Raw genomic sequence first — 19,102 nt, 5'->3', positions numbered from 1 at the left:
AGCCAGCTCCCACATTGATTGGGTTCGCACATTAAGGTGTGGGAGCTGGCTTGCCTGCGATGGGGCCTTGCAGGTCAGCCCAGATGCTGGACCAGACCCTGATAGCAAGTCGCCAAATGATAAGGGGTGGTAGAAGGCATATCCCGCCGGCTCACCTTACCGTCGGCATCCAGGCATTCATGCCAGCCCTTTGCATGCAGAAAACGCTGTTGCAGCGCCAGCAATTGACGTTGCAGCACCGTCTCGCTGCCGGGACGCAAGGTCAGTGCTCGCAGGTATTCCGCCTGGGCCCAGATGCGCTGAGTGCCGTCGCGCACCGTGCCATCGAGTGCCAACATGCCACTGACCGCACCGCTTAACTTATCCACACCCTTTTGCTCGGCATAGGCAAACGCCCGTGTCAGTGATGCATGCAGCGGCGTGCCGCGCAGCACCTCTGAGGATTCCAGCAAAAAGAACCATTCGAACTGGTGCCCTGGCTCAAACCAGTTATCCACAGCGCCCAGCGGTTTCTCCAGCATCACGCCGTGCTCGCGGTCGATGAAGCGTTGCTGCATGGCCGTCGCCAGTGCCAGCAGTGCCGCTTGTACCTGCGCGTCCTCGCGTACCGCGAGGGTGGCGAGGAAGCCCTCGGCCAAGTGCATCAGCGGGTTTTGCAACGGGCCGGATTTCAGCGAGGCCCAGTTGCGCTCAAGTACGGCCTCATACAAGCCATCGCCTGTGGCAAAGCGTTGAGCCACAACTTCCAGTGCGGCGTTGAGCACTGACTCCACCAAGGGTTCACGCACCTTGGCCCAGTAATGGGCACAGGCAAAGATGATGAACGCGTGGGTGTAGAGGTCCTTGCGCTTGTCCAGCGGTTGGCCGGCCGGGTCGATGCTGTAGAACCAGCCGCCGTGCTCGGCATCATGGAAGTGCCGCTGCAGGGAGCGGAACAGCGCCGCCGCCCGTTCATCGGCAAAGGCCGCACCTGGCTCGCCGATCAGGCTGGCGAACAGGTACAGCTGCCGGGCGCACGCCATGGCGCGATAGCGTTGTGGGGGCAATGGTTGATGATCGGCATCCAGTGCCTCAAAGGGCAGTGCGAGGTCGGCATTCCAACCCGGACCTTGCCAGAGGGGCACGATCAGGTCATGGAAGTGCGTGAGCACAGGCGTCAGGGAAGAGGGGGAAGCGATGGGCATTGGCTGGCGTCGTCACGGCAGGGGTGTTTGCCGCGCATGGTAGCAGGCTTGGGATCGGTGGTGTTTGTACTGGCACTATCGCGGGCAAGCCCGCTCCCACATTTTTGAAGTGTGAACCCTCTCAAATGTGGGAGCTGGCTTGCCTGCGATGAGGTCCTTGCAGTCGCTGACGATCAGCCCGCCAACAACCACACCCCAGTCGCTGCCGAAGCCGCCCCGGCCACCCGCACCAAGGGTGCTGCAGCCGCTGGCAAAAAGCGCACCACTGCATAACCGGCGGCATGCAACGCCGCGGTCGCACCCACAAACCCAATGGCATACGCCCAAGGGCTGGTCATGTCCGGCAGTTCAAGGCCATGGGCCACGCCGTGAAACAACGCAAACAATGCCGTGGCACCCACCGCCATGAACAGCGGCGGCCGCACCGCCAGTGCCACGGCCAGGCCCAGGGCGAGCACCGAAGCGGCAATCCCGCTTTCCAGCGCCGGCAATTGCAGCCCTTCAAAACCCAACACCCCGCCGATCAGCATGGTGCCGACGAAGGTGCATGGCAGTGCCCAGCGCGCGACGCCTTTCTGTTGGGCCGCCCACAGGCCGACCGCAACCATGGCCAGCAAGTGATCGAGGCCGCCCAAGGGATGGCTGATGCCGGCCACCAGGCCATTGTCGCCGTGGCCAGGGTGCGCGAAGGCCAGGGCAGGGGCCAGCAGCAGCGCGGCAGCGGCGAAGAGTTTGTTGAGGCTCATGGACAGGTTCCTTATGGGTTGATCAGGCGGCGGTCAGCAAGCCCTGGCGTTCGATGAAGGCGACGATGTCGTCCAGGCCGACTCCGGTTTTCTGGTTGCTGAACACAAAGGGTTTGCCGTTGCGCATCCGCTGGGTGTCGCTGTTCATCAACTCCAGCGAGGCGCCCACCAGCGGGGCCAGGTCGATCTTGTTGATCACCAGCAAGTCGGATTTGCAAATACCGGGCCCGCCTTTGCGTGGCAGCTTGTCACCAGCGGACACATCGATCACATAAATGGTCAGGTCTGAGAGTTCCGGGCTGAAGGTGGCTGACAGGTTGTCGCCGCCGGACTCCACCAGGATCAGGTCCAGGCCGGGAAAGCGGCGGTTGAGCTGGTCCACGGCCTCAAGGTTGATCGAAGCATCTTCGCGAATCGCCGTGTGCGGGCAGCCGCCGGTCTCCACGCCGATGATGCGCTCCGGCGCCAGTGCCTTGTTACGTACCAGAAAGTCGGCGTCTTCGCGGGTATAGATGTCGTTGGTGACCACCGCCAGGTTATAGCGATCACGCAGCGCCAGGCACAGGGCCAGGGTCAGGGCGGTCTTGCCGGAGCCCACCGGGCCGCCGATTCCGACGCGCAGGGGTTGTGTGTTCATGTGCTTCTCCACAATAAAAAACGTTCAGGAACGAAACAGGCGGCTGTACTGGCGTTCGTGGGCCATGCACGCCAGGGACAGGCCAAAGGCGGCGCTGCCCAACCGCGCAGGGTCAATGCGCTCGGCGTCCTGCTGGGCTTGCTGTAGCAAGGGCAGCAGTTCGCTGGTCAGGCGTTGCGCGGCTTGCTGGCCCAGTGGCAGGGTTTTCATCAGCACGGCCAATTGGTTCTCCAGCCAGCTCCACAGCCACGCGGCGAGGGCATCGTCGGGGCTGATGTGCCAGGCGCGGGCGGCCAGGGCCCAGCCAAGAGCCAGGTGCGGTTCGCCGCGTTGTGCAAGGAACTCACGGGCGGTGCTGTCCAGTTCCGGTAAGCCATTGAGCAGTTGCTGCAGGGAGTAACCCATTTGCCGGCTCTCCTGATACAGCTCGCGGGTCTCACGGCTGGCGCGGTGTTCTTCGCACAATTGCGCCAGCCCAGGCCAGTCCTGTTCAGCGGCAGCGCGGCAATGGCCGAGCAACAGCGGCGCTTCGAAGCGCGCAAGGTTGAGCAGCAACTGATCGCTGATCCAGCGCCCTGCGCTCGCGGCATCCTGTACGCGGCCGTTGTCCACAGCCATTTCCAGGCCCTGGGAATAGCTGTAGCCGCCAATCGGCAACTGCGGACTGGCCAGGCGCAACAGCGCCCAGGCTGGGTTCATAGACGTACGCCGAACTGGTGCAGCTTGGGCGGGTAGTTGAAGTCTTCGTCGCCATGGCGCGAATGATGATGGCCGCCGCCGTAGGCGCCATGTTCCGGCTGGAACGGCGCCTCGATGGTTTGCGTGTCGGCGCCCAACTGTTCCAGCATCGCCTTGAGCACGTAGTCGTCGAGCAGGCGCAGCCAGCCGTCGCCGACTTGCAGGGCCACATGGCGGTTACCCAGGTGATAGGCAGCGCGGGTCAGTTCAAAGGCGTTGCGGCAAGTGACGTGCAGCAGTTGTTCAGGGCGGGCGCAAACGCGTACGACACGTCCGTCTTCAGCTTGTAGGAACTCGCCATCGTGCAAGGGCGGCTGTCCACGCTCCAAAAACAGGCCGACGTCTTCACCGTCGGCACTGAAACAGCGCAGGCGGCTTTTGCTGCGGGCTTCGAAGTTCAGCAGCAACTCAGCGGCCCAGAGGGCTTGGGGGGCGATTCGGCGGTGGATCACCAGCATCGGTAGGCTTCCAGCTATGAGCGATAGCAGTGCTAGAGCAAGGGGCTTGCCAACCTGCTATTGGCGTAGGAGTTTCCTGTCAGTGCAGGTGGTTGCGCATGGATAGGGCATCCACGGGTTGTATAGAGCGTTCAAATTTGGTGCACATGAGCGGTTATAGCACTGGAAAAGGGCGTTTTCCCTGAAAGAAGCCTGGTGCTGCATGAAATTTCTTTCATCCAATTATCCGTTGCGTTTTTAAGGATTTATCCTACAAAGACCCGAGAATCGGCCTTCGTGGGCTTACGTGATGGTTCTTTAAGATTCGCGCCGTGTTTAATTCACCGCGATGTTCATCATGTTCAAGTCATTTATTTGTTCAGTCATTGTCGGCCTGTCGTGTGTTATCTCGTCAGCCTCGGCCAATCTTCAACAGCCGCCGACTTTCGCTTCAAGCCATGCGGCGTCTTCGGTCGACGATGTGATCGACCGCGCCCATCAACTGCTCGGCACTCCCTACAAGTGGGGCGGTACGTCTGCCGAGCAGGGGTTTGATTGCAGCAGTTTCCTGGTCTATCTGTTCAAGACCGAAGCCAACATTCAGCTGCCGCGCACCACTGCGGCGATGCACCGTTCAACCGCTGCAACCATCAAGCGAAAAGCGTTAAAACCGGGCGATGCCGTATTTTTCAAAGGCAACGGGCGAGGGCAGGTGAGTCACGTCGGGCTGTATATCGGCGAAGGCAAGTTCATCCATTCACCGCGTACCGGCAAGCATGTGCGTATCGATTCGTTGAGCAATAAGTACTGGAGCAAGAACTACACAACGGCCAAGCGTTTTCACAAGGCTGGCTGAGGGATTACTCGGTACTGCCCAGCCCTTGCCAGTGCTTGAGGCCGATAAAGATAAAGCGCAGTTGCTGGGTGATTTTCGCCTGGGGCGTGAGGTGGGCCGGCAGGGCATGGGCCGGTGGGTCGATGATATCGGGCAGGGTGGCAAACACGCTTTTGACGATCAGGTCGGCCATCACATGTAAACCTTCTGCATCCAGATGCTGCAATTTTGGCATCAACGTCAGGTCGGCGGCCAGGTCGCGGGTGATGTCCTCGCGCAGGGCGCCGATGGCTTGGCGCACGGCCAGGCAGCCGCCGTACTGTTCGCGGGCCAAAAACAGGAATTGCGAACGGTTGGCCGAAACTACGTCGAGAAAGATCCGCACAGAGGCATCGATAATGCCCCCCATCACGAATTCGTTGTGGCGCACCAGGCGGATCGTGGCGCGGAAGGTCTGGCCGACTTCGCTGACCAATACCAGCCCAAGCTGGTCCATGTCGGCAAAATGGCGATAGAAACCAGTTGGCACTATACCCGCTGTCTTGGCCACTTCGCGCAGGCTCAGGCTGCCAAACCCACGGCCACACTCCATCAGATGGCGGGCTGCGTCCATCAAGGCAAGGCGTGTCTGTTGCTTCTGTTCGGCGCGGGGCAGCATGAGCGGATGGGCTTTGTCGGCAAGTACAGCGACGCACTCTAGCAAAAGCGCTTTGCCGGCGTCGAACTTGGCGGGGGCGAGGCGTGACGCGGTCTATATAAAAGCAAAAGCCCGATCGGCTGATCGGGCTTTTTTCTGGGCCACCACGGGCTTAGCTCTGTGCTTGATGCAGTTCTTGCAGACGGTCGGCACCACCTTCAGCAACGCCTTCGGTGTAGGCGCGTTTGTTGGCTTGTTCAGCACCGCCTTCTACCAGACCTTTCTCTTGCAGGCGATTGTAGCCATTTTCAGCGACAGCACCTTTGGCGTAGTCACGGTTTTCGTCTTCTTGCGAACCGCTACGCGCCACGGTTTGGCTAGTCTGCATGGCTTGAGCTTTGTTCTGTGGAGTGGCCTGTTCGGCGGCTGGCAGGGCGAAAGCGCTGGAAGCCAGGACAGATAACAGGACGGTAGCGAGTAATTGGCGTTTCATGATGGTTGCTCCTTGGGAGGGCGATAAAGTGGGTACAGGGCTAATGCTACTCTTGATAAGTCGATATAAAAGTTCATAAACACAATGGTAATAATCAACAGAATTGATTGTTCCCTGCAAAGGCTCTAGATCGAGCCTCTCAAGCACGCGGTTTTGCACCGCAGTGGGTATTTTCGACACGAACCTGGGTAACAATGGTGCGCTGTCGATGATGAAATCTGTCTGCTTGATCAGGAAAATCGTTTTTTTCGGCTAAATCCGCCGTTGGGTTAAACCCTCCGGCACTTTGCCAGTCGTAGTTCTATAAGCTGTGTCAAAGGCTGTTGCCCAGCCAGTCGTATTCAGGAGCCCTGTGCAATGACGCGCACTCGTAAAATCGTCGCTTGGAGCTGCGCCAGCTTCGTTCTGTTAATTGCCATAGCGGTACTTGTGCTGGTGTTCTTCGACTGGAACCGCATCAAGCCGCCGCTCAACGCCAAGGTATCCGAAGAACTGCATCGCCCGTTCGCCATCAACGGCAACCTCGCGGTGGTGTGGCAGCGCGAGCCCGATGAGGGCGGCTGGCGTGCCTGGGTGCCGTGGCCCCATGTGATCGCCGAAGACCTGACCCTGGGCAACCCGGATTGGTCGAAACAACCGCAGATGGTCACGCTCAAGAAGGTCGAGCTGCGTATTTCACCCCTGGCTTTGCTGGTGCAGCGCGTGGTGATCCCGCGCATTGACCTCACCGAACCCAGTGCCCAGTTGCAGCGCCTGGCCGACGGCCGCGCCAACTGGACGTTCAAGTTCGATCCCAAGGACCCCGACGCCGAGCCCTCCAACTGGGTGGTGGATATCGGCGCCATCGGCTTTGACAAGGGCCATGTGACCCTCGACGATCAAACCCTCAAGACTCAGTTGGATGTGATCATCGACCCCTTGGGCAAACCCATCCCGTTTGGTGAAATTGTCGGGGACGCCGATGCCAAGAAGGCGCTGGAAAAAGGCTCGGCGCCTCAGGACTACGCGTTCGGCCTCAAGGTCAAAGGCCAATATCACGGCCAGAAGCTCGCCGGCACCGGCAAGATCGGCGGTCTGCTGGCCTTGCAGGACGCGGCCAAGCCGTTCCCGCTGCAAGCCCAGGTGAAAGTCGCCGACACCAGCATCGCCCTGGCCGGCACCTTGACCGACCCGCTTAACCTCGGTGCCCTGGACCTGCGCCTGAAACTCTCGGGCAGCAGCCTGGGTAACCTTTACCCGTTGACTGGTGTGACCTTGCCGGATTCGCCGGCCTATTCAACCGACGGCCATTTGATCGCCAAGCTGCATGAAACCAGCGGCGCCTCATTCCGCTACGAGAACTTCAACGGCAAGATCGGCAACAGCGACATCCATGGCGACCTGGCCTATGTCGCCAGCCAGCCACGGCCCAAGCTCAGCGGCGCGCTGGTGTCCAACCAACTGCTGATGGATGACCTGGCTCCTCTGATTGGCGCGGATTCCAACGCCGAGCAAAAAGCTCGTGGCGGTGAAAGCAAACAACCGGCGACCAAAGTGCTGCCGGTTGAAGAGTTCCGCACCGAGCGCTGGCGCGAGATGGATGCCGACGTGGAATTCACCGGCAAGCGTATCGTGCACAGCGCCGACTTGCCCTTCACCGATCTGTATACGCACCTGGTGCTCAACGACGGCCAACTGAGCCTCGAACCCCTGCGTTTCGGCGTGGCCGGCGGCAAGCTCGATGCGCAGATTCGCTTGAATGGCCGCATTACGCCGATGGAAGGCAGCGCCAAGCTGACGGCACGCAACTTCAAGCTCAAGCAACTGTTCCCGACCTTTGAGCCGATGAAAACCAGCTTCGGCGAACTCAACGGCGATGCCGATATTTCCGGGCGCGGCAACTCGGTGGCGGCACTGCTGGGAACCTCCAACGGCGACCTGAAGATGCTGATCAACGATGGCGCCATCAGCCGCAGCCTGATGGAAATCGCCGGGCTCAACGTGGGCAACTACGTCGTGGGGCGCCTGTTCGGCGACGAGGAAGTGAAGATCAACTGCGCAGCGGCGGACTTCGGCATCAAGACGGGCCTGGCGACCACGCGGTTGTTTGTGTTCGATACCGAGAACGCCATCATCTACATCGACGGCACCGCGAACATGGCCACGGAGCAGTTGGACCTGACCATCACGCCGGAGTCCAAGGGCTTTCGCTTGTTTTCGCTGCGCTCGCCGCTGTACGTCAATGGGCCGTTTATCAAGCCCAATGCTGGCGTGAAAGCCATTCCGCTGGCGCTACGTGGTGCAGGCATGGTCGCCCTGGGCGTTATCGCCGGGCCAGCCGCCGGCTTGCTCGCCTTGGTCGCTCCAAGTGGCGGAGAGCCCAATGAGTGCGCACCGTTGCTGCAGCAGATGAAGGAAGGCAAGGCACCCAAGACGGTGAAAGGTTAACTGCCACTGGGGATAAGCGTTTCCCCGGGCGCGCAGGGAATACCGATCTGGAGGGACGGATCGCCTTTATAGGGGGTGCCGTCCGGATAGATCGAGTAGAACACTTCATGCAAGTACTGCTTACCGTCCAGGGTAAAACAGCGGAAAGATGCATGGGTCGGGAATGCATTTTTGAGTTGATCGAACTTCACGCTACGACCTATCCAGGTATTAAACATTGGCTCGAGGTACATCACTGCTTTTCGCAGTCTGACAATGTCATTGAAATAGTCCGTCTCAGTTTGATTGGAGCAGGTCCCGTGTTTCTTCCACTCGTATCTGAACATTTCTTGCGGGGAGGCGGTTACTAGCCCGGCAATTGCGCGGGTGTCGGAAATTTGGTTGAGTTTGTCCTCGCTGATATCGCACTCTGTGGATGATTTACAGCTGGGCGCGGTATTGCAATTGGCCGGATGACGATTGGTTTTTTGCCCGATGCTGTTGTTATAGGGCCAGATGCCATGGGTCAGAAACTTTTGCGGCGGTTTATCGCAGCCCGACGTTTTCGGCTTGAGCTTGCAGAAACTGGGCTGCCAGGTCACCGCGTAGACTAAATATTGGTAACCCTTGCTGCTGGGGGTTATCTCCTCGTTCGCATCCAGGCCCAAGGCGCCATGACTGATCAGCAGCGTGGCCATCGCCGTTGCAAAGAGGTAAGTATTTTTCATGGGCGGTTACTCCCTTTTCATTCGGCTGACAGTGTTGTCAGCGAACGTTGGAAGTATTAATTAGCGCTGGTGCGCTGGAAAATCTACTGTCAAACCTGACAGGTCGGTGGTGGGCATATAGACAGAATAAAACCCCAGGTGGAAGCGCTCGGCTTGCACCTGGGGTTTGAACTGCGACCTGTCAGAGGTCCTGCAGAATATCCGCCATATCATCGGCGTGCTCTTCTTCCTGGGCCAGGATGTCTTCGAAGATGCGACGGGTAGTCGGGTCTTTATCGCCGATGTACTGGATGATTTCACGGTAGCTGTCCACCGCGATGCGCTCGGCTACCAGGTCTTCGTAGACCATCTCTTTGAGCGAGTTGCCTGCCACATATTGAGCGTGGGAGTTCTTCGACAGCAGGTCGGGGTTGAACTCCGGCTCGCCGCCCAGTTGCACGATACGCTCGGCCAGTTTGTCGGCGTGCTCGGCTTCCTGGGTGGCGTGTTCAAGGAACTCATCGGCAGCCACGCTGGCTTTCAGGCCGTTGGCCATGAAGTAGTGACGCTTGTAGCGCAACACGCAAACCAGCTCAGTGGCCAGCGACTCGTTGAGCAGGCGGATGATTTCCTGACGGTCGGCGTCGTAGCCTTCGGTCACGGCACCGTTTTCGACATTCTGGCGGGCGCGGCTGCGCAGGGTCGCAATGTCAGTCAAGTGTGCTTCAGTCATTTCAATCTCCTGGGGCTAGTCCGGTTGTACGCCACGCTCTGCCGGCGTGATCGCTATAGGTTGTGAGTCCCGGGCCAGGCGAAAAGTTTTATCGGATTTAACAGGATGTGTCATGAGCACGTCTGACCGGTGTGGTCCAGCGCTCCGACAGGATCACTCCACCCAGGGTCAGCAAGCCACCCACCAGGTGATACAGCGCCAACTCTTCCTTCAACACCACTGCTGCGATCAGTGCGGTAATCAACGGCAGCAGGTTGAAAAACAGCGTGGTACGGCTTGGCCCCAGGGTCTTCACCGAGTGCATCCACGCCAACGGCGCCAGCATTGAAGCCAGCAGGCAGGCGTACAGCACCAGCGGAATATTCGTCCAGCCCAAACCGGCCTTGGCCGAGAACAGGTACAGCGGCAGCACCACCACCACCGCCACCAGCACCTGCAAATACAGCAGCACCAACGGCGGCAGGCGCAGTTGCCATTTTTTCAGCAGGGTGCTGTAGACCGCATAAGCCAGCGTCGCCACCAGCATCATGCCGTCACCCAGGTTGACCCCGTGTTGCAACAGCGCGCCCAGGCTGCCGGACGATACCACCACCACAACACCGGCGAACGACAGCACCGCGCCGGTCAGCGCGCCTAAGGTCAGGCGTTGCCCCAGGCTGATAATCGCGGCGGTCAACGCCATCAGCGGCATCAGCGAGAGGATGATGCCCATGTTGGTGGCGCTGGTCAGCGTGGCGGCGTAATAGGCCAGGCTTTGATACACCGCCATGCCCAGCACGCCGAGGATGAAGATCTTGCCCAGGTTGGGGCGGATAAGCGCCCAGTTGGCAACGACCGGCTTGAGCATGAACGGGGTGAACAGCAGTGCTGCGAACAGCCAGCGGTAAAAGCCGATTTCAGCCGGGAAAATCGAGCCCACGGCCAATTTGTTGACCACGGTGTTGCCGGCCCAGATAAAGATGGCCAGCAGCGGATACGCGTATTGCATCGAAAGAAACCCAGTGTATTGACGAGGCGCGATTATCCCCTGTCTGGATCGAAGCCTATACTGCGATCCAGACAACCGACCTCTGAATCCAGACAACATGCCCCGACATACCGTACGCCTGGCGGATTTCCCCCGCCTGCCGAGCCCTGTGTACTTTCGCTATTCCGATTTCGCACCCGATACCGAGTGCACACCGCACCGGCACAGCTGGGGGTCGTTGGACTATTCAGCCAACGGCGTGATGCGCATGGAGGTGGCTGGCAGCCGTTTTATGTCGCCGCCGCAGTACGCGGTGTGGATCCCGCCCAACACCGAACACAGCTCCTACAACGCCCAGGCGATTGTCTATCGTTCGGTGGGCTTGGCGCCGACGCTCTGCGAGCAGCTGCCGCAAGCGCCGTGCACGCTGACGATCAGCGATATTCTCAAGGCCATCCTCAGCGATTTCGCCCAGCGCGACGTGAATATCCCGCAATCGGACGCGGATATCCGCCTGGCCCAGGTGCTGGTGGACCAACTCAAGCAGGCGCCGATCCATGATGGCTTCCTGCCCTACGCCCGCCACCCCGGGCTGCTGGGGGTGCTGGAAGGTATGCAGGCGCAGCCCGCCGACAATCGCCCGCTCGGGCAATGGGCTGAGCAGGTACATGTGAGCGAACGCACCCTGGCGCGTCAGTTTGTGCGCGAGCTGGGTATGAGTTTTGGTGAATGGCGCCAGCGCCTGCGCTACCTGGCGGCCATCGAAGCCCTGGACAGTGATCGCAGCGTGCAGCACGTGGCGTTTGATTTGGGCTACAGCACCGCCTCGGCATTTATCGCCATGTTCCAACGCCATGCTGGTTGCACCCCGGAGCACTACCGACGGACGAATATTCGTGGCCGGTGAAGTTGTAACAGCTTTTGACTACACTGCGCTGTAGGCCGTGCCCGTCGGCACGGTAACAGGGAGAAAACTCCATGAAGATGCTGCGTATTCCGTTGTTGATGATGGGCCTGCTGCTGTGTTCACAAGGTTTTGCCGCCACTGCCCAGCAGAACAAAATGACCACCTGTAATGCCGAAGCCACCACCAAGACCCTCAAGGGCGATGACCGCAAGGCCTTCATGAAGACCTGCCTGTCGGCGCCTGCCGCCAACGATGCCAAGACCCTGACGCCGCAGCAGCAGAAGATGAAGGACTGCAATGCGTCGGCTAAAACCAAAGCGTTGACCGGCGATGCGCGTAAAACATTCATGAGCACCTGCCTCAAAGGTTAATCACGATTTCGCAGGCGCTGCAGATCAAATGTGGGAGGGGGCTTGCTCCCGATAGCGCCGTGTCAGTCAATCGATTCATTGGCTGATCCTCCGTAATCGGGAGCAAGCCCCCTCCCGCACTTGATCGCATTCACAGTCGTCCCCCCTCGCTTGATGCCTGCAACGCTGGCAGACTGCCCATCCTTTAACGCCGTTCGTTTTGAGGCTGTATGCCAACGTTTTCTCAGCGTCATGTGTTGTTGCTGGCCAGCTACATCATCATTTTCGGCGGGTTGCTGCTGGTGCTGCCGCTGAAGTTGCTGCCCAGCCTGCTGGCCGGCCTGTTGGTCTATGAACTGGTCAACATGCTCACCCCCCAACTGCAACGACTGATCGAAGGCCGGCGCGCCCGTTGGCTGGCGGTGGCCTTGCTCGGCACCCTGATCGTCAGCGTACTCACCTTGATCTTCGCCGGCGCCATCAGCTTCCTGCTCCACGAAGCTGAAAACCCCGGGGCTTCCCTGGATAAATTCATGGGCGTGGTCGACCGCGCACGCGGCCAGTTACCGCCGTTCATCGACGCCTACCTGCCCGCCAGCGCCGCCGAGTTTCGCGTGGCCATCGGCGACTGGATGAGCAAGCACTTGAGCGAACTGCAACTGGTCGGCAAAGACGCCGCCCATATGTTCGTCACCTTGCTGATCGGCATGGTGCTCGGCGCCATCATCGCCCTGCAACGGGTGCCCGACCTGACCAAACGCAAACCCCTGGCCGCCGCGCTGTTCGACCGTTTGCACCTGCTGGTTCAGGCGTTTCGCAACATCGTCTTCGCCCAGATCAAAATCGCCGCGCTCAACACGGCTTTCACCGCCGTGTTTCTCGCCGTGGTGCTGCCGCTGTGCGGCATCCACCTGCCGCTGACCAAAACCCTGATCGTGCTGACCTTCCTGCTCGGCTTGCTGCCGGTGATCGGCAACCTGATGTCCAACACCCTGATCACCATCGTCGCGCTGTCGCTGTCGATCTGGGTGGCGGTAGCGGCGCTGGGGTATTTGATCGTGATCCACAAGGTCGAGTACTTCCTCAACGCGCGCATCGTCGGCGGGCAGATCAGTGCCAAGTCGTGGGAGTTACTGCTGGCGATGCTGGTGTTTGAAGCCGCATTCGGTTTGCCGGGGGTGGTGGCAGGGCCGATTTACTATGCGTATCTGAAGAGTGAGCTGAAGTTGGGTGGGATGGTTTAGGCGCAGATGCGAGTTACAAGCTGCAAGCTGCAAGCGGAAGCAGATTGGCTTTTACTTGCCGCTTGCAGCTGAAAACTTACCGCTTAAGACCCATAACGCTTGCTGGCCTCAATCGCCAAACCGCTGCCGATACTGCCGAAGATATTGCCTTCCACATGCCGCGCATTCGGCAGCATCGCCGAGATACTGTGGCGCAACGCGGGGATGCCGCTGGAACCACCGGTGAAGAACACCGTGTCCACCTGGGCCACGCTCACCGAGGCGTCATTGAGCAATTGCGTGACACTGCCGCGCACGCGTTCAAGCAGGTTGTCGATGGAGGACTCGAACAGCGCCCGGCTCAGGTCCACGCTCAGGCCGGCTTCGATACGATCCAGTGGCACATGGCGGCTGTCTGCCTGCGTCAGCTGGATCTTGGTTTCTTCCACTTCCATCGCCAGCCAGTGCCCGGCGCGCTGTTCGATCAGCTTGAACAGGCGGTCGATGCCGCCGGTGTCTTCGATGTCGTAGCGCATGCTGCCCAGGGCCAGCTGGGACTTTTGCGAGTACACCGTGTTGATGGTGTGCCAGGTCGCCAGGTTCATGTGGTGGCTGGTAGGCATGTAGGCGCCGCTCTTCATGCGGCTGCCGTAGCCGAACAGCGGCATCATGCCGGCCAGCGAGAGTTGCTTATCGAAATCGGTTCCGCCGATGTGCACGCCACCGGTGGCGAGGATGTCGCTCTGGCGGTTGTCGTTGTGACGGCGGTCCGGCGACAGGCGCACCAGGGAGAAGTCGGAGGTACCACCGCCGATGTCGACGATCAGCACCAGCTCCTCTTTTTCAATGGTGGACTCGTAGTCGAACGCCGCCGCAATCGGTTCGTACTGGAACGAGATGTCCTTGAAGCCGATCTTGCGCGCCACGTCCACCAGGGTGTTCTCGGCTTCCTGGTCGGCCATCGGGTCGTCATCGACGAAGAATACCGGGCGGCCCAATACCACTTCTTCGAACTCACGCCCCGCGTTGGCTTCGGCGCGGCTCTTGAGTTGGCCGATAAACAGCGCCAGCAGGTCGGTAAAAGGCATTGCAGTGCCAAGCACGCTGGTGTCGTGCTTGATCAGCTTGGAACCCAGCAGGCTCTTGAGCGAGCGCATCAAGCGGCCTTCGTAGTTCTCCAGGTATTCGTGCAGCGCCAAGCGACCGTACACCGGGCGGCGCTCCTCAAAGTTGAAGAAGACCACCGACGGCAGGGTGATTTTGTCGTCCTCCAGCGCGATCAGCGTTTCCATGCCGGGGCGGATCCAGCCGACGGTGGAGTTGGACGTGCCGAAGTCAATGCCGCAGGCACGGGCTGGGGATGGGTTTTTCATGTCTATCGGGTTCCGGTTTAAAAACGGCCGCGCAGTGTATGCCAGTCGCAAGCGCTTGCGTAGGCCAACCATCCGTTAAATCGTGCTTGAAAGTACGGGATTTGCCCCCACATCTGTTGCATACGGCTGATGCCGATAACACTTTGACGTACCCCCAGGCCGCAACCCTCACCAGGTGCAAACCAGCGCACGTTGCGCCCCGGGCAGTGCGATCTCGATAAAGGATGGTGAACCGTCGATGGATTTCAAAGATTACTACAAGATTCTGGGTGTCGAGCCGACGGCCGATGACAAGGAAATCAAGGCTGCCTATCGCAAGCTCGCGCGCAAATATCACCCCGATGTGAGCAAGGAAAAAGACGCCGAAGAGAAATTCAAGGACGCGTCCGAAGCCTATGAAGCGCTTAAAAGTGCCGATAAGCGAGCCGAGTACGACGAATTGCGCAAATACGGCCAGCATGGCCAGCCGTTCCAGGGCCCGCCGGGCTGGCAGAGCCGTGGCGGCTTTGGCGGTGGCCAGGACGCGGGCGATTTCTCGGACTTTTTCAGCTCGATCTTTGGCTCGCGCGGCGATGCTTTCGGTGGTGGTCAACGTCGTCCTACCGGGCGCAAGGGCCAGGATGTGGAGATGCAGCTGTCGGTCTCCCTTGAGGAAACCCTGTCGGCCGAGTCCAAGCAGATCAGCTTTCAGGTGCCGCAATACGACGCCTCTGGCCGGCATGTCAGCAATAGCGTCAAGAGCCTGAATGTGAAGATCCCCGCCGGTGTAGCCGACGGCGAGCGCATCCGTCTCAAGGCCCAGGGCGCGCCAGGCATTGGCGGTGGCGCCAATGGCGACCTGTACCTGATCATCAAGTTTGCGCCGCACCCCAAGTTCGAGGTCGATGGCGAGAACCTGGTCATCAACCTGCCGCTGGCCCCGTGGGAGTTGGCCTTGGGTGCGGAAGTGGCAGTGCCGACCCTGACCGGCAAGATCAACCTCAAGGTGCCTGCCGGCAGCCAGAATGGCCAGCGTATGCGCGCCAAGGGCCATGGCTTGCTGAACAAGGCCGGGCAACGTGGCTACCTGTTCATCCAGTTGAAGGCGGTCATGCCCCCTGCGGGCAATGAGGATGTGAAAGCGTTGTGGCAGGAGCTGGCGCAAAAAGCCGCTTTTAACCCACGCGAGCAGTTCTAAGGTCCTGTGGCGAGAGAGCAAGCTCCCTCGCCACATGAGTTTGAGCTAGAACAGGAAATATCGCTGGGCCATCGGCAGGACTTCAGCCGGTTCACACCACAGCAGTACGCCATCGGCCTTGACCTGATAGGTCTGCGGATCAACCTCGATATCCGGCAGGTAATAGTTGTGGATCAGGTCGCTTTTCTGCACATCGCGGCAGCCCTTGACCACTGCAATCTGCTTCTTCAATCCCAGGGCCTCGGGCAGGCCGGCGTCCTGTGCCGCCTGGCTGATAAACGTCAGGCTGGTGGCGTGCAGCGAGCTGCCGAAGCTGGCGAACATCGGGCGGTAATGCACTGGTTGCGGTGTGGGAATCGAGGCGTTGGCATCGCCCATCAGGCTCGATGCAATCGCGCCGCCCTTGAGGATCAGGGTCGGCTTGATACCGAAAAACGCCGGGCGCCACAACACCAGGTCCGCCCATTTGCCGACTTCGACGGAACCGACGATATGGCTCACGCCGTGGGTGATCGCCGGGTTGATGGTGTACTTGGCGATGTAGCGCTTGGCGCGGAAGTTGTCGTTGCCGGGGCCGTCACCCGGCAGTGGGCCGCGCTGTTTTTTCATCTTGTCGGCGGTCTGCCAGGTGCGCGTGATCACCTCGCCGACACGGCCCATGGCCTGGCTGTCTGAACTGATCATCGAGAACGCGCCGAGGTCATGCAGGATGTCTTCGGCGGCGATGGTCTCGCGGCGGATGCGGCTCTCGGCGAAGGCCACGTCTTCGGCGATGCTCGGGTCCAGGTGATGACACACCATCAGCATGTCCAAGTGCTCGTCGATGGTGTTGCGGGTGAATGGCCGCGTCGGGTTGGTAGAACTGGGCAGCACGTTCGGGTAACCGCACGCCTTGATGATGTCAGGTGCGTGGCCGCCACCGGCACCTTCAGTGTGGTAAGTGTGAATGGTGCGGCCCTTGAGCGCGGCGAGGGTGGTTTCGACGAAGCCCGACTCGTTGAGGGTGTCGCTGTGGATCGCCACCTGCACATCGTACTGGTCGGCGACGCTCAGGCAGTTATCAATGCTGGCAGGCGTGGTACCCCAGTCTTCATGCAGCTTCAAACCGATGGCACCGGCCTTGACCTGCTCGATCAATGGCTCGGGCAAACTGGCGTTGCCCTTGCCGGTAAAGCCGATGTTCATCGGGAACGAATCACTGGCCTGCAGCATGCGCGCCAGGTGCCAGGGGCCTGAAGTGCAGGTGGTGGCATTGGTACCGGTGGCCGGCCCGGTGCCGCCACCGATCATGGTGGTGACGCCGCTGGTCAGTGCTTCTTCGATCTGCTGCGGGCAGATGAAGTGCACATGGGAGTCGATGCCGCCGGCGGTGAGGATCATGCCTTCACCGGCGATCACTTCGGTGCTGGCGCCAATGGCCATGGTCACGCCGGGCTGGATATCCGGGTTGCCGGCCTTGCCGATGGCATGGATGCGACCGTTCTTCAAGCCAACGTCAGCCTTGACGATGCCCCAGTGGTCAATGATCAGCGCATTGGTGATCAGGGTGTCCACTACCTCATGGGCGAGCAACTGGCTCTGGCCCTGGCCGTCACGGATCACCTTGCCGCCGCCGAATTTGACTTCTTCGCCATAGACGGTGAAGTCCTGTTCGACTTCGACAAACAGCTCGGTGTCGGCCAGGCGGACCTTGTCGCCGACGGTGGGGCCATACATGTCGGCGTAGGCTTGGCGGCTGATTTTCATGTGGTTGCCCTGATTAATTGTGTTGAATGTGAGATCGCTATCGCGGGCAAGCCCGCTCCCACATTTTGATTTGTGAACACTGTCAAAAGGTGGGAGCCGGCTTGCCTGCGATGAGGCCCTAGAGGTCGCCCATAATTCGACCGGCAAACCCGAACACCCGGCGCCCGCCGCTCAAATCGACTAACTCCACCTCCCGACGCTGCCCCGGCTCAAACCGAACCGCCGTGCCTGCCGGAATATTCAGGCGCATACCGCGGCTCGCTGAACGGTCAAATTCCAGCGCGTCATTGGTCTCGAAAAAATGGTAATGCGAGCCCACCTGAATCGGCCGGTCGCCGCTATTGGCCACGCTCAAGGTGACGGTGCGGCGGCCGACATTCAGTTCGATCTCGCCAGGCTGGATCTGATATTCACCAGGAATCATGCCGGTTGCCCCAGGGTCTTGTAGTAGATGGCGGTCGGGCTGTAGCGCCCGTCCGGGCTTTGGCAGTAATCGGGCAGCTCACCGATCTTGATGTAGCGCAGCGACTGATAGAAGGCTTCGGCGCCGGAGCCGGCCTCGGTGTCCAGATACAGCAGGCCGCGCTTGTGCTGGCGTGCGGCGAGCTCCAGGCTGTGCATCAATTGCTGGCCCAGGCCATGGCGGCGGGCGCTGCTGTGCACCAGCAACTTTTGCACTTCGGCGCGGTTGAGGCCATTGGCCTTTTGGCACAGCGCCAGTTGTACACTGGCGACTACCCGTTCTTCACGTACCACCACCCACAACAGCAGGCTGGCGTCTTCGATACCGGCTTGCACGCCGGTCAGATACTCGCGGGCCTGGGCCTCATCGAAGTCGGCCATAAAGCCCACCGACGCGCCATGCTGCACCGCGTCCAGCAACAACTCGATCAAGCCCAGGCGGTAATGGGCAAAACTTTCAGCATTGACTCGACGCAGTTGTGCAGCGTTCATCGATCTCACTCCTTGGGCGGTTCGGCGCCCGGGTTCAAGGTCAGTTGCATAAAGGTCAGGTCCAGCCAGCGGCCGAACTTGATGCCCACTTGCGGCATATGCCCGGTGGTGATGAAACCCAGGCGTTCATGCAGGTGGACCGAGGCCAGGTTGCCGCTTTCGATGGCGGCGACCATGACGTGCTTGCCGCAGCTGCGGGCGCGCTCGATCAGGGCCTGCATCAGGCGTGGACCGAGGCCTTTGCCGCGCTGGTCATTGCGCACGTACACCGAGTGTTCGACGCTGTAGCGAAAGCCTTCGAAAGGTCGCCAGTCGCCGAATGAGGCGTAGCCGGTGACTTCGTCGTTTTCCACCGCGACCAGGATCGGGTACTGCTGCGCCTGGCGTGCGCTGAACCAGGCTTGGCGGTTGGCCAGGTCCACCGGTTGTTCGTTCCAGATCGCCGTGGTGTTGAGCACCGCGTCGTTGTAGATGTCGCGGATCGCCGGCAGGTCTTGCTCGGTAGCATCACGAATCATGGCCGGGCCTCACGCGATTGGCTGGTGGACAGTCACCAGCTTGGTGCCATCGGGGAAGGTGGCTTCCACCTGGATATCCGGGATCATTTCCGGGATGCCTTCCATCACTTGCTCGCGGCTGAGCAAGGTGGTGCCGAAGTGCATCAACTCGGCCACGGTGCGGCCATCGCGAGCGCCTTCCATCAGCGCGGCCGAGATATAGGCGATGGTTTCCGGGTAGTTGAGCTTCACGCCGCGCGCCAAGCGGCGCTCGGCCACCAGGCCGGCGGTGAAGATCAGCAGTTTGTCTTTTTCCCGTGGGGTCAAATCCATGGTTCAAGGTCCTTCAAACAGC

Annotated in this window: 22 protein-coding genes; 6 read left to right on the top strand and 16 right to left on the bottom strand. The window is 60.2% G+C overall.

All coding sequences use genetic code 11. From position 1 onward, the window contains the following. Nucleotides 1-74: 74 nt before the first annotated feature. From JH25_RS15495 to ureE, 5 genes are all read right to left on the bottom strand, one after another. A complete protein-coding gene (locus JH25_RS15495; RefSeq protein WP_032878163.1) occupies nt 75-1,184 on the bottom strand; it encodes an AGE family epimerase/isomerase in 1,110 nt (369 codons plus the stop codon). Nucleotides 1,185-1,357: 173 nt separating this feature from the next. Next, entirely contained in the window at nt 1,358-1,930 is a 573-nt protein-coding gene (locus JH25_RS15500) for a HupE/UreJ family protein (RefSeq protein ID WP_032878162.1), read from the bottom strand. Between the two features lie 22 nt (nt 1,931-1,952). Next, nucleotides 1,953-2,567 carry an urease accessory protein UreG gene (gene ureG, locus JH25_RS15505; RefSeq protein ID WP_005784294.1) on the bottom strand — a complete coding sequence of 205 codons (615 nt, stop codon included), beginning with the start codon at nt 2,565-2,567 and terminating at the stop codon, nt 1,953-1,955. A gap of 24 nt (nt 2,568-2,591) precedes the next feature. After that, nucleotides 2,592-3,266 (bottom strand): urease accessory protein UreF, encoded by a 675-nt coding sequence (locus JH25_RS15510; RefSeq protein WP_032878161.1) that lies wholly within the window; start codon nt 3,264-3,266, stop codon nt 2,592-2,594. Next, nucleotides 3,263-3,763: an urease accessory protein UreE gene (ureE, locus tag JH25_RS15515; protein ID WP_005784297.1), complete on the bottom strand. Its 501-nt coding sequence runs from the start codon at nt 3,761-3,763 to the stop codon at nt 3,263-3,265. Before ureE ends, JH25_RS15510 begins: the two co-directional genes overlap by 4 nt. 337 nt (nt 3,764-4,100) lie before the next feature. Between ureE and JH25_RS15520 the strand changes: the two genes are divergently transcribed. Next, the gene (locus tag JH25_RS15520) at nt 4,101-4,598 is read left to right on the top strand and encodes a C40 family peptidase (RefSeq protein WP_032881130.1); all 498 of its coding nucleotides are present in this window, start codon (nt 4,101-4,103) and stop codon (nt 4,596-4,598) included. A 4-nt stretch (nt 4,599-4,602) separates the two neighbouring features. Here the strand turns inward: JH25_RS15520 and JH25_RS15525 are convergent, their stop codons facing one another. After that, nucleotides 4,603-5,235, bottom strand: a complete 633-nt coding sequence (locus JH25_RS15525; protein ID WP_005784300.1) for a TetR family transcriptional regulator — start codon at nt 5,233-5,235, stop codon at nt 4,603-4,605. A gap of 151 nt (nt 5,236-5,386) precedes the next feature. Beyond that, nucleotides 5,387-5,707: a hypothetical protein gene (locus tag JH25_RS15530; RefSeq protein WP_005784302.1), complete on the bottom strand. Its 321-nt coding sequence runs from the start codon at nt 5,705-5,707 to the stop codon at nt 5,387-5,389. Between the two features lie 357 nt (nt 5,708-6,064). Between JH25_RS15530 and JH25_RS15535 the strand changes: the two genes are divergently transcribed. Continuing rightward, nucleotides 6,065-8,134: an AsmA family protein gene (locus JH25_RS15535; RefSeq protein WP_032878160.1), complete on the top strand. Its 2,070-nt coding sequence runs from the start codon at nt 6,065-6,067 to the stop codon at nt 8,132-8,134. Here the strand turns inward: JH25_RS15535 and JH25_RS0127125 are convergent. From JH25_RS0127125 to JH25_RS15545, 3 genes are all read right to left on the bottom strand, one after another. Then, nucleotides 8,131-8,841 (bottom strand): ribonuclease T2 family protein, encoded by a 711-nt coding sequence (locus JH25_RS0127125; RefSeq protein WP_050549358.1) that lies wholly within the window; start codon nt 8,839-8,841, stop codon nt 8,131-8,133. The genes JH25_RS15535 and JH25_RS0127125 overlap by 4 nt on opposite strands. A 181-nt stretch (nt 8,842-9,022) precedes the next feature. Beyond that, nucleotides 9,023-9,553: a ferritin-like domain-containing protein gene (locus JH25_RS15540; protein WP_005784304.1), complete on the bottom strand. Its 531-nt coding sequence runs from the start codon at nt 9,551-9,553 to the stop codon at nt 9,023-9,025. 97 nt (nt 9,554-9,650) lie between these two features. After that, nucleotides 9,651-10,541 carry a DMT family transporter gene (locus JH25_RS15545; protein ID WP_032878158.1) on the bottom strand — a complete coding sequence of 297 codons (891 nt, stop codon included), beginning with the start codon at nt 10,539-10,541 and terminating at the stop codon, nt 9,651-9,653. A gap of 97 nt (nt 10,542-10,638) precedes the next feature. On the opposite strand from JH25_RS15545, the gene JH25_RS15550 reads away from it, so the two are divergent. The 3 genes from JH25_RS15550 (at nt 10,639) to JH25_RS15560 (ending at nt 13,021) form a co-directional block, all read left to right on the top strand. Next, on the top strand, nt 10,639-11,427 hold the full coding sequence (locus JH25_RS15550) for an AraC family transcriptional regulator (RefSeq protein WP_005784308.1): 789 nt from the start codon (nt 10,639-10,641) through the stop codon (nt 11,425-11,427). A gap of 71 nt (nt 11,428-11,498) precedes the next feature. Beyond that, complete coding sequence (locus JH25_RS15555) at nt 11,499-11,798, top strand: PsiF family protein (protein ID WP_005784310.1); 300 nt, start codon at nt 11,499-11,501, stop codon at nt 11,796-11,798. A gap of 209 nt (nt 11,799-12,007) precedes the next feature. Further along, on the top strand, nt 12,008-13,021 hold the full coding sequence (locus JH25_RS15560) for an AI-2E family transporter (protein ID WP_032878157.1): 1,014 nt from the start codon (nt 12,008-12,010) through the stop codon (nt 13,019-13,021). A gap of 83 nt (nt 13,022-13,104) precedes the next feature. Here JH25_RS15560 and JH25_RS15565 read toward each other — a convergent pair whose 3' ends face one another. Beyond that, nucleotides 13,105-14,373, bottom strand: a complete 1,269-nt coding sequence (locus JH25_RS15565) for an Hsp70 family protein (protein WP_032878156.1) — start codon at nt 14,371-14,373, stop codon at nt 13,105-13,107. 238 nt (nt 14,374-14,611) lie between these two features. On the opposite strand from JH25_RS15565, the gene JH25_RS15570 reads away from it, so the two are divergent. Next, the gene (locus JH25_RS15570; protein WP_032878155.1) at nt 14,612-15,550 is read left to right on the top strand and encodes a DnaJ C-terminal domain-containing protein; all 939 of its coding nucleotides are present in this window, start codon (nt 14,612-14,614) and stop codon (nt 15,548-15,550) included. Nucleotides 15,551-15,595: 45 nt separating this feature from the next. Here JH25_RS15570 and ureC read toward each other — a convergent pair whose 3' ends face one another. From ureC to ureA, 5 genes are all read right to left on the bottom strand, one after another. Next, nucleotides 15,596-17,296 carry an urease subunit alpha gene (gene ureC, locus JH25_RS15575; protein WP_032878154.1) on the bottom strand — a complete coding sequence of 567 codons (1,701 nt, stop codon included), beginning with the start codon at nt 17,294-17,296 and terminating at the stop codon, nt 15,596-15,598. Nucleotides 17,297-17,414: 118 nt separating this feature from the next. Then, nucleotides 17,415-17,720 carry an urease subunit beta gene (locus JH25_RS15580; RefSeq protein WP_032878152.1) on the bottom strand — a complete coding sequence of 102 codons (306 nt, stop codon included), beginning with the start codon at nt 17,718-17,720 and terminating at the stop codon, nt 17,415-17,417. Further along, the gene (locus JH25_RS15585; protein ID WP_032878151.1) at nt 17,717-18,250 is read right to left on the bottom strand and encodes a GNAT family N-acetyltransferase; all 534 of its coding nucleotides are present in this window, start codon (nt 18,248-18,250) and stop codon (nt 17,717-17,719) included. Before JH25_RS15585 ends, JH25_RS15580 begins: the two co-directional genes overlap by 4 nt. A 5-nt stretch (nt 18,251-18,255) precedes the next feature. Continuing rightward, the gene (locus JH25_RS15590) at nt 18,256-18,768 is read right to left on the bottom strand and encodes a GNAT family N-acetyltransferase (RefSeq protein ID WP_032878150.1); all 513 of its coding nucleotides are present in this window, start codon (nt 18,766-18,768) and stop codon (nt 18,256-18,258) included. Nucleotides 18,769-18,777: 9 nt separating this feature from the next. Continuing rightward, a complete protein-coding gene (gene ureA / locus JH25_RS15595; protein WP_032878149.1) occupies nt 18,778-19,080 on the bottom strand; it encodes an urease subunit gamma in 303 nt (100 codons plus the stop codon). Nucleotides 19,081-19,102: the final 22 nt, after the last annotated feature.

Origin of the sequence: Pseudomonas sp. BRG-100 (genome assembly GCF_000737955.1) — a bacterium.
GTDB lineage: Bacteria > Pseudomonadota > Gammaproteobacteria > Pseudomonadales > Pseudomonadaceae > Aquipseudomonas > Aquipseudomonas synxantha_A.
This window is presented reverse-complemented; position numbering and strand designations above follow the sequence as displayed.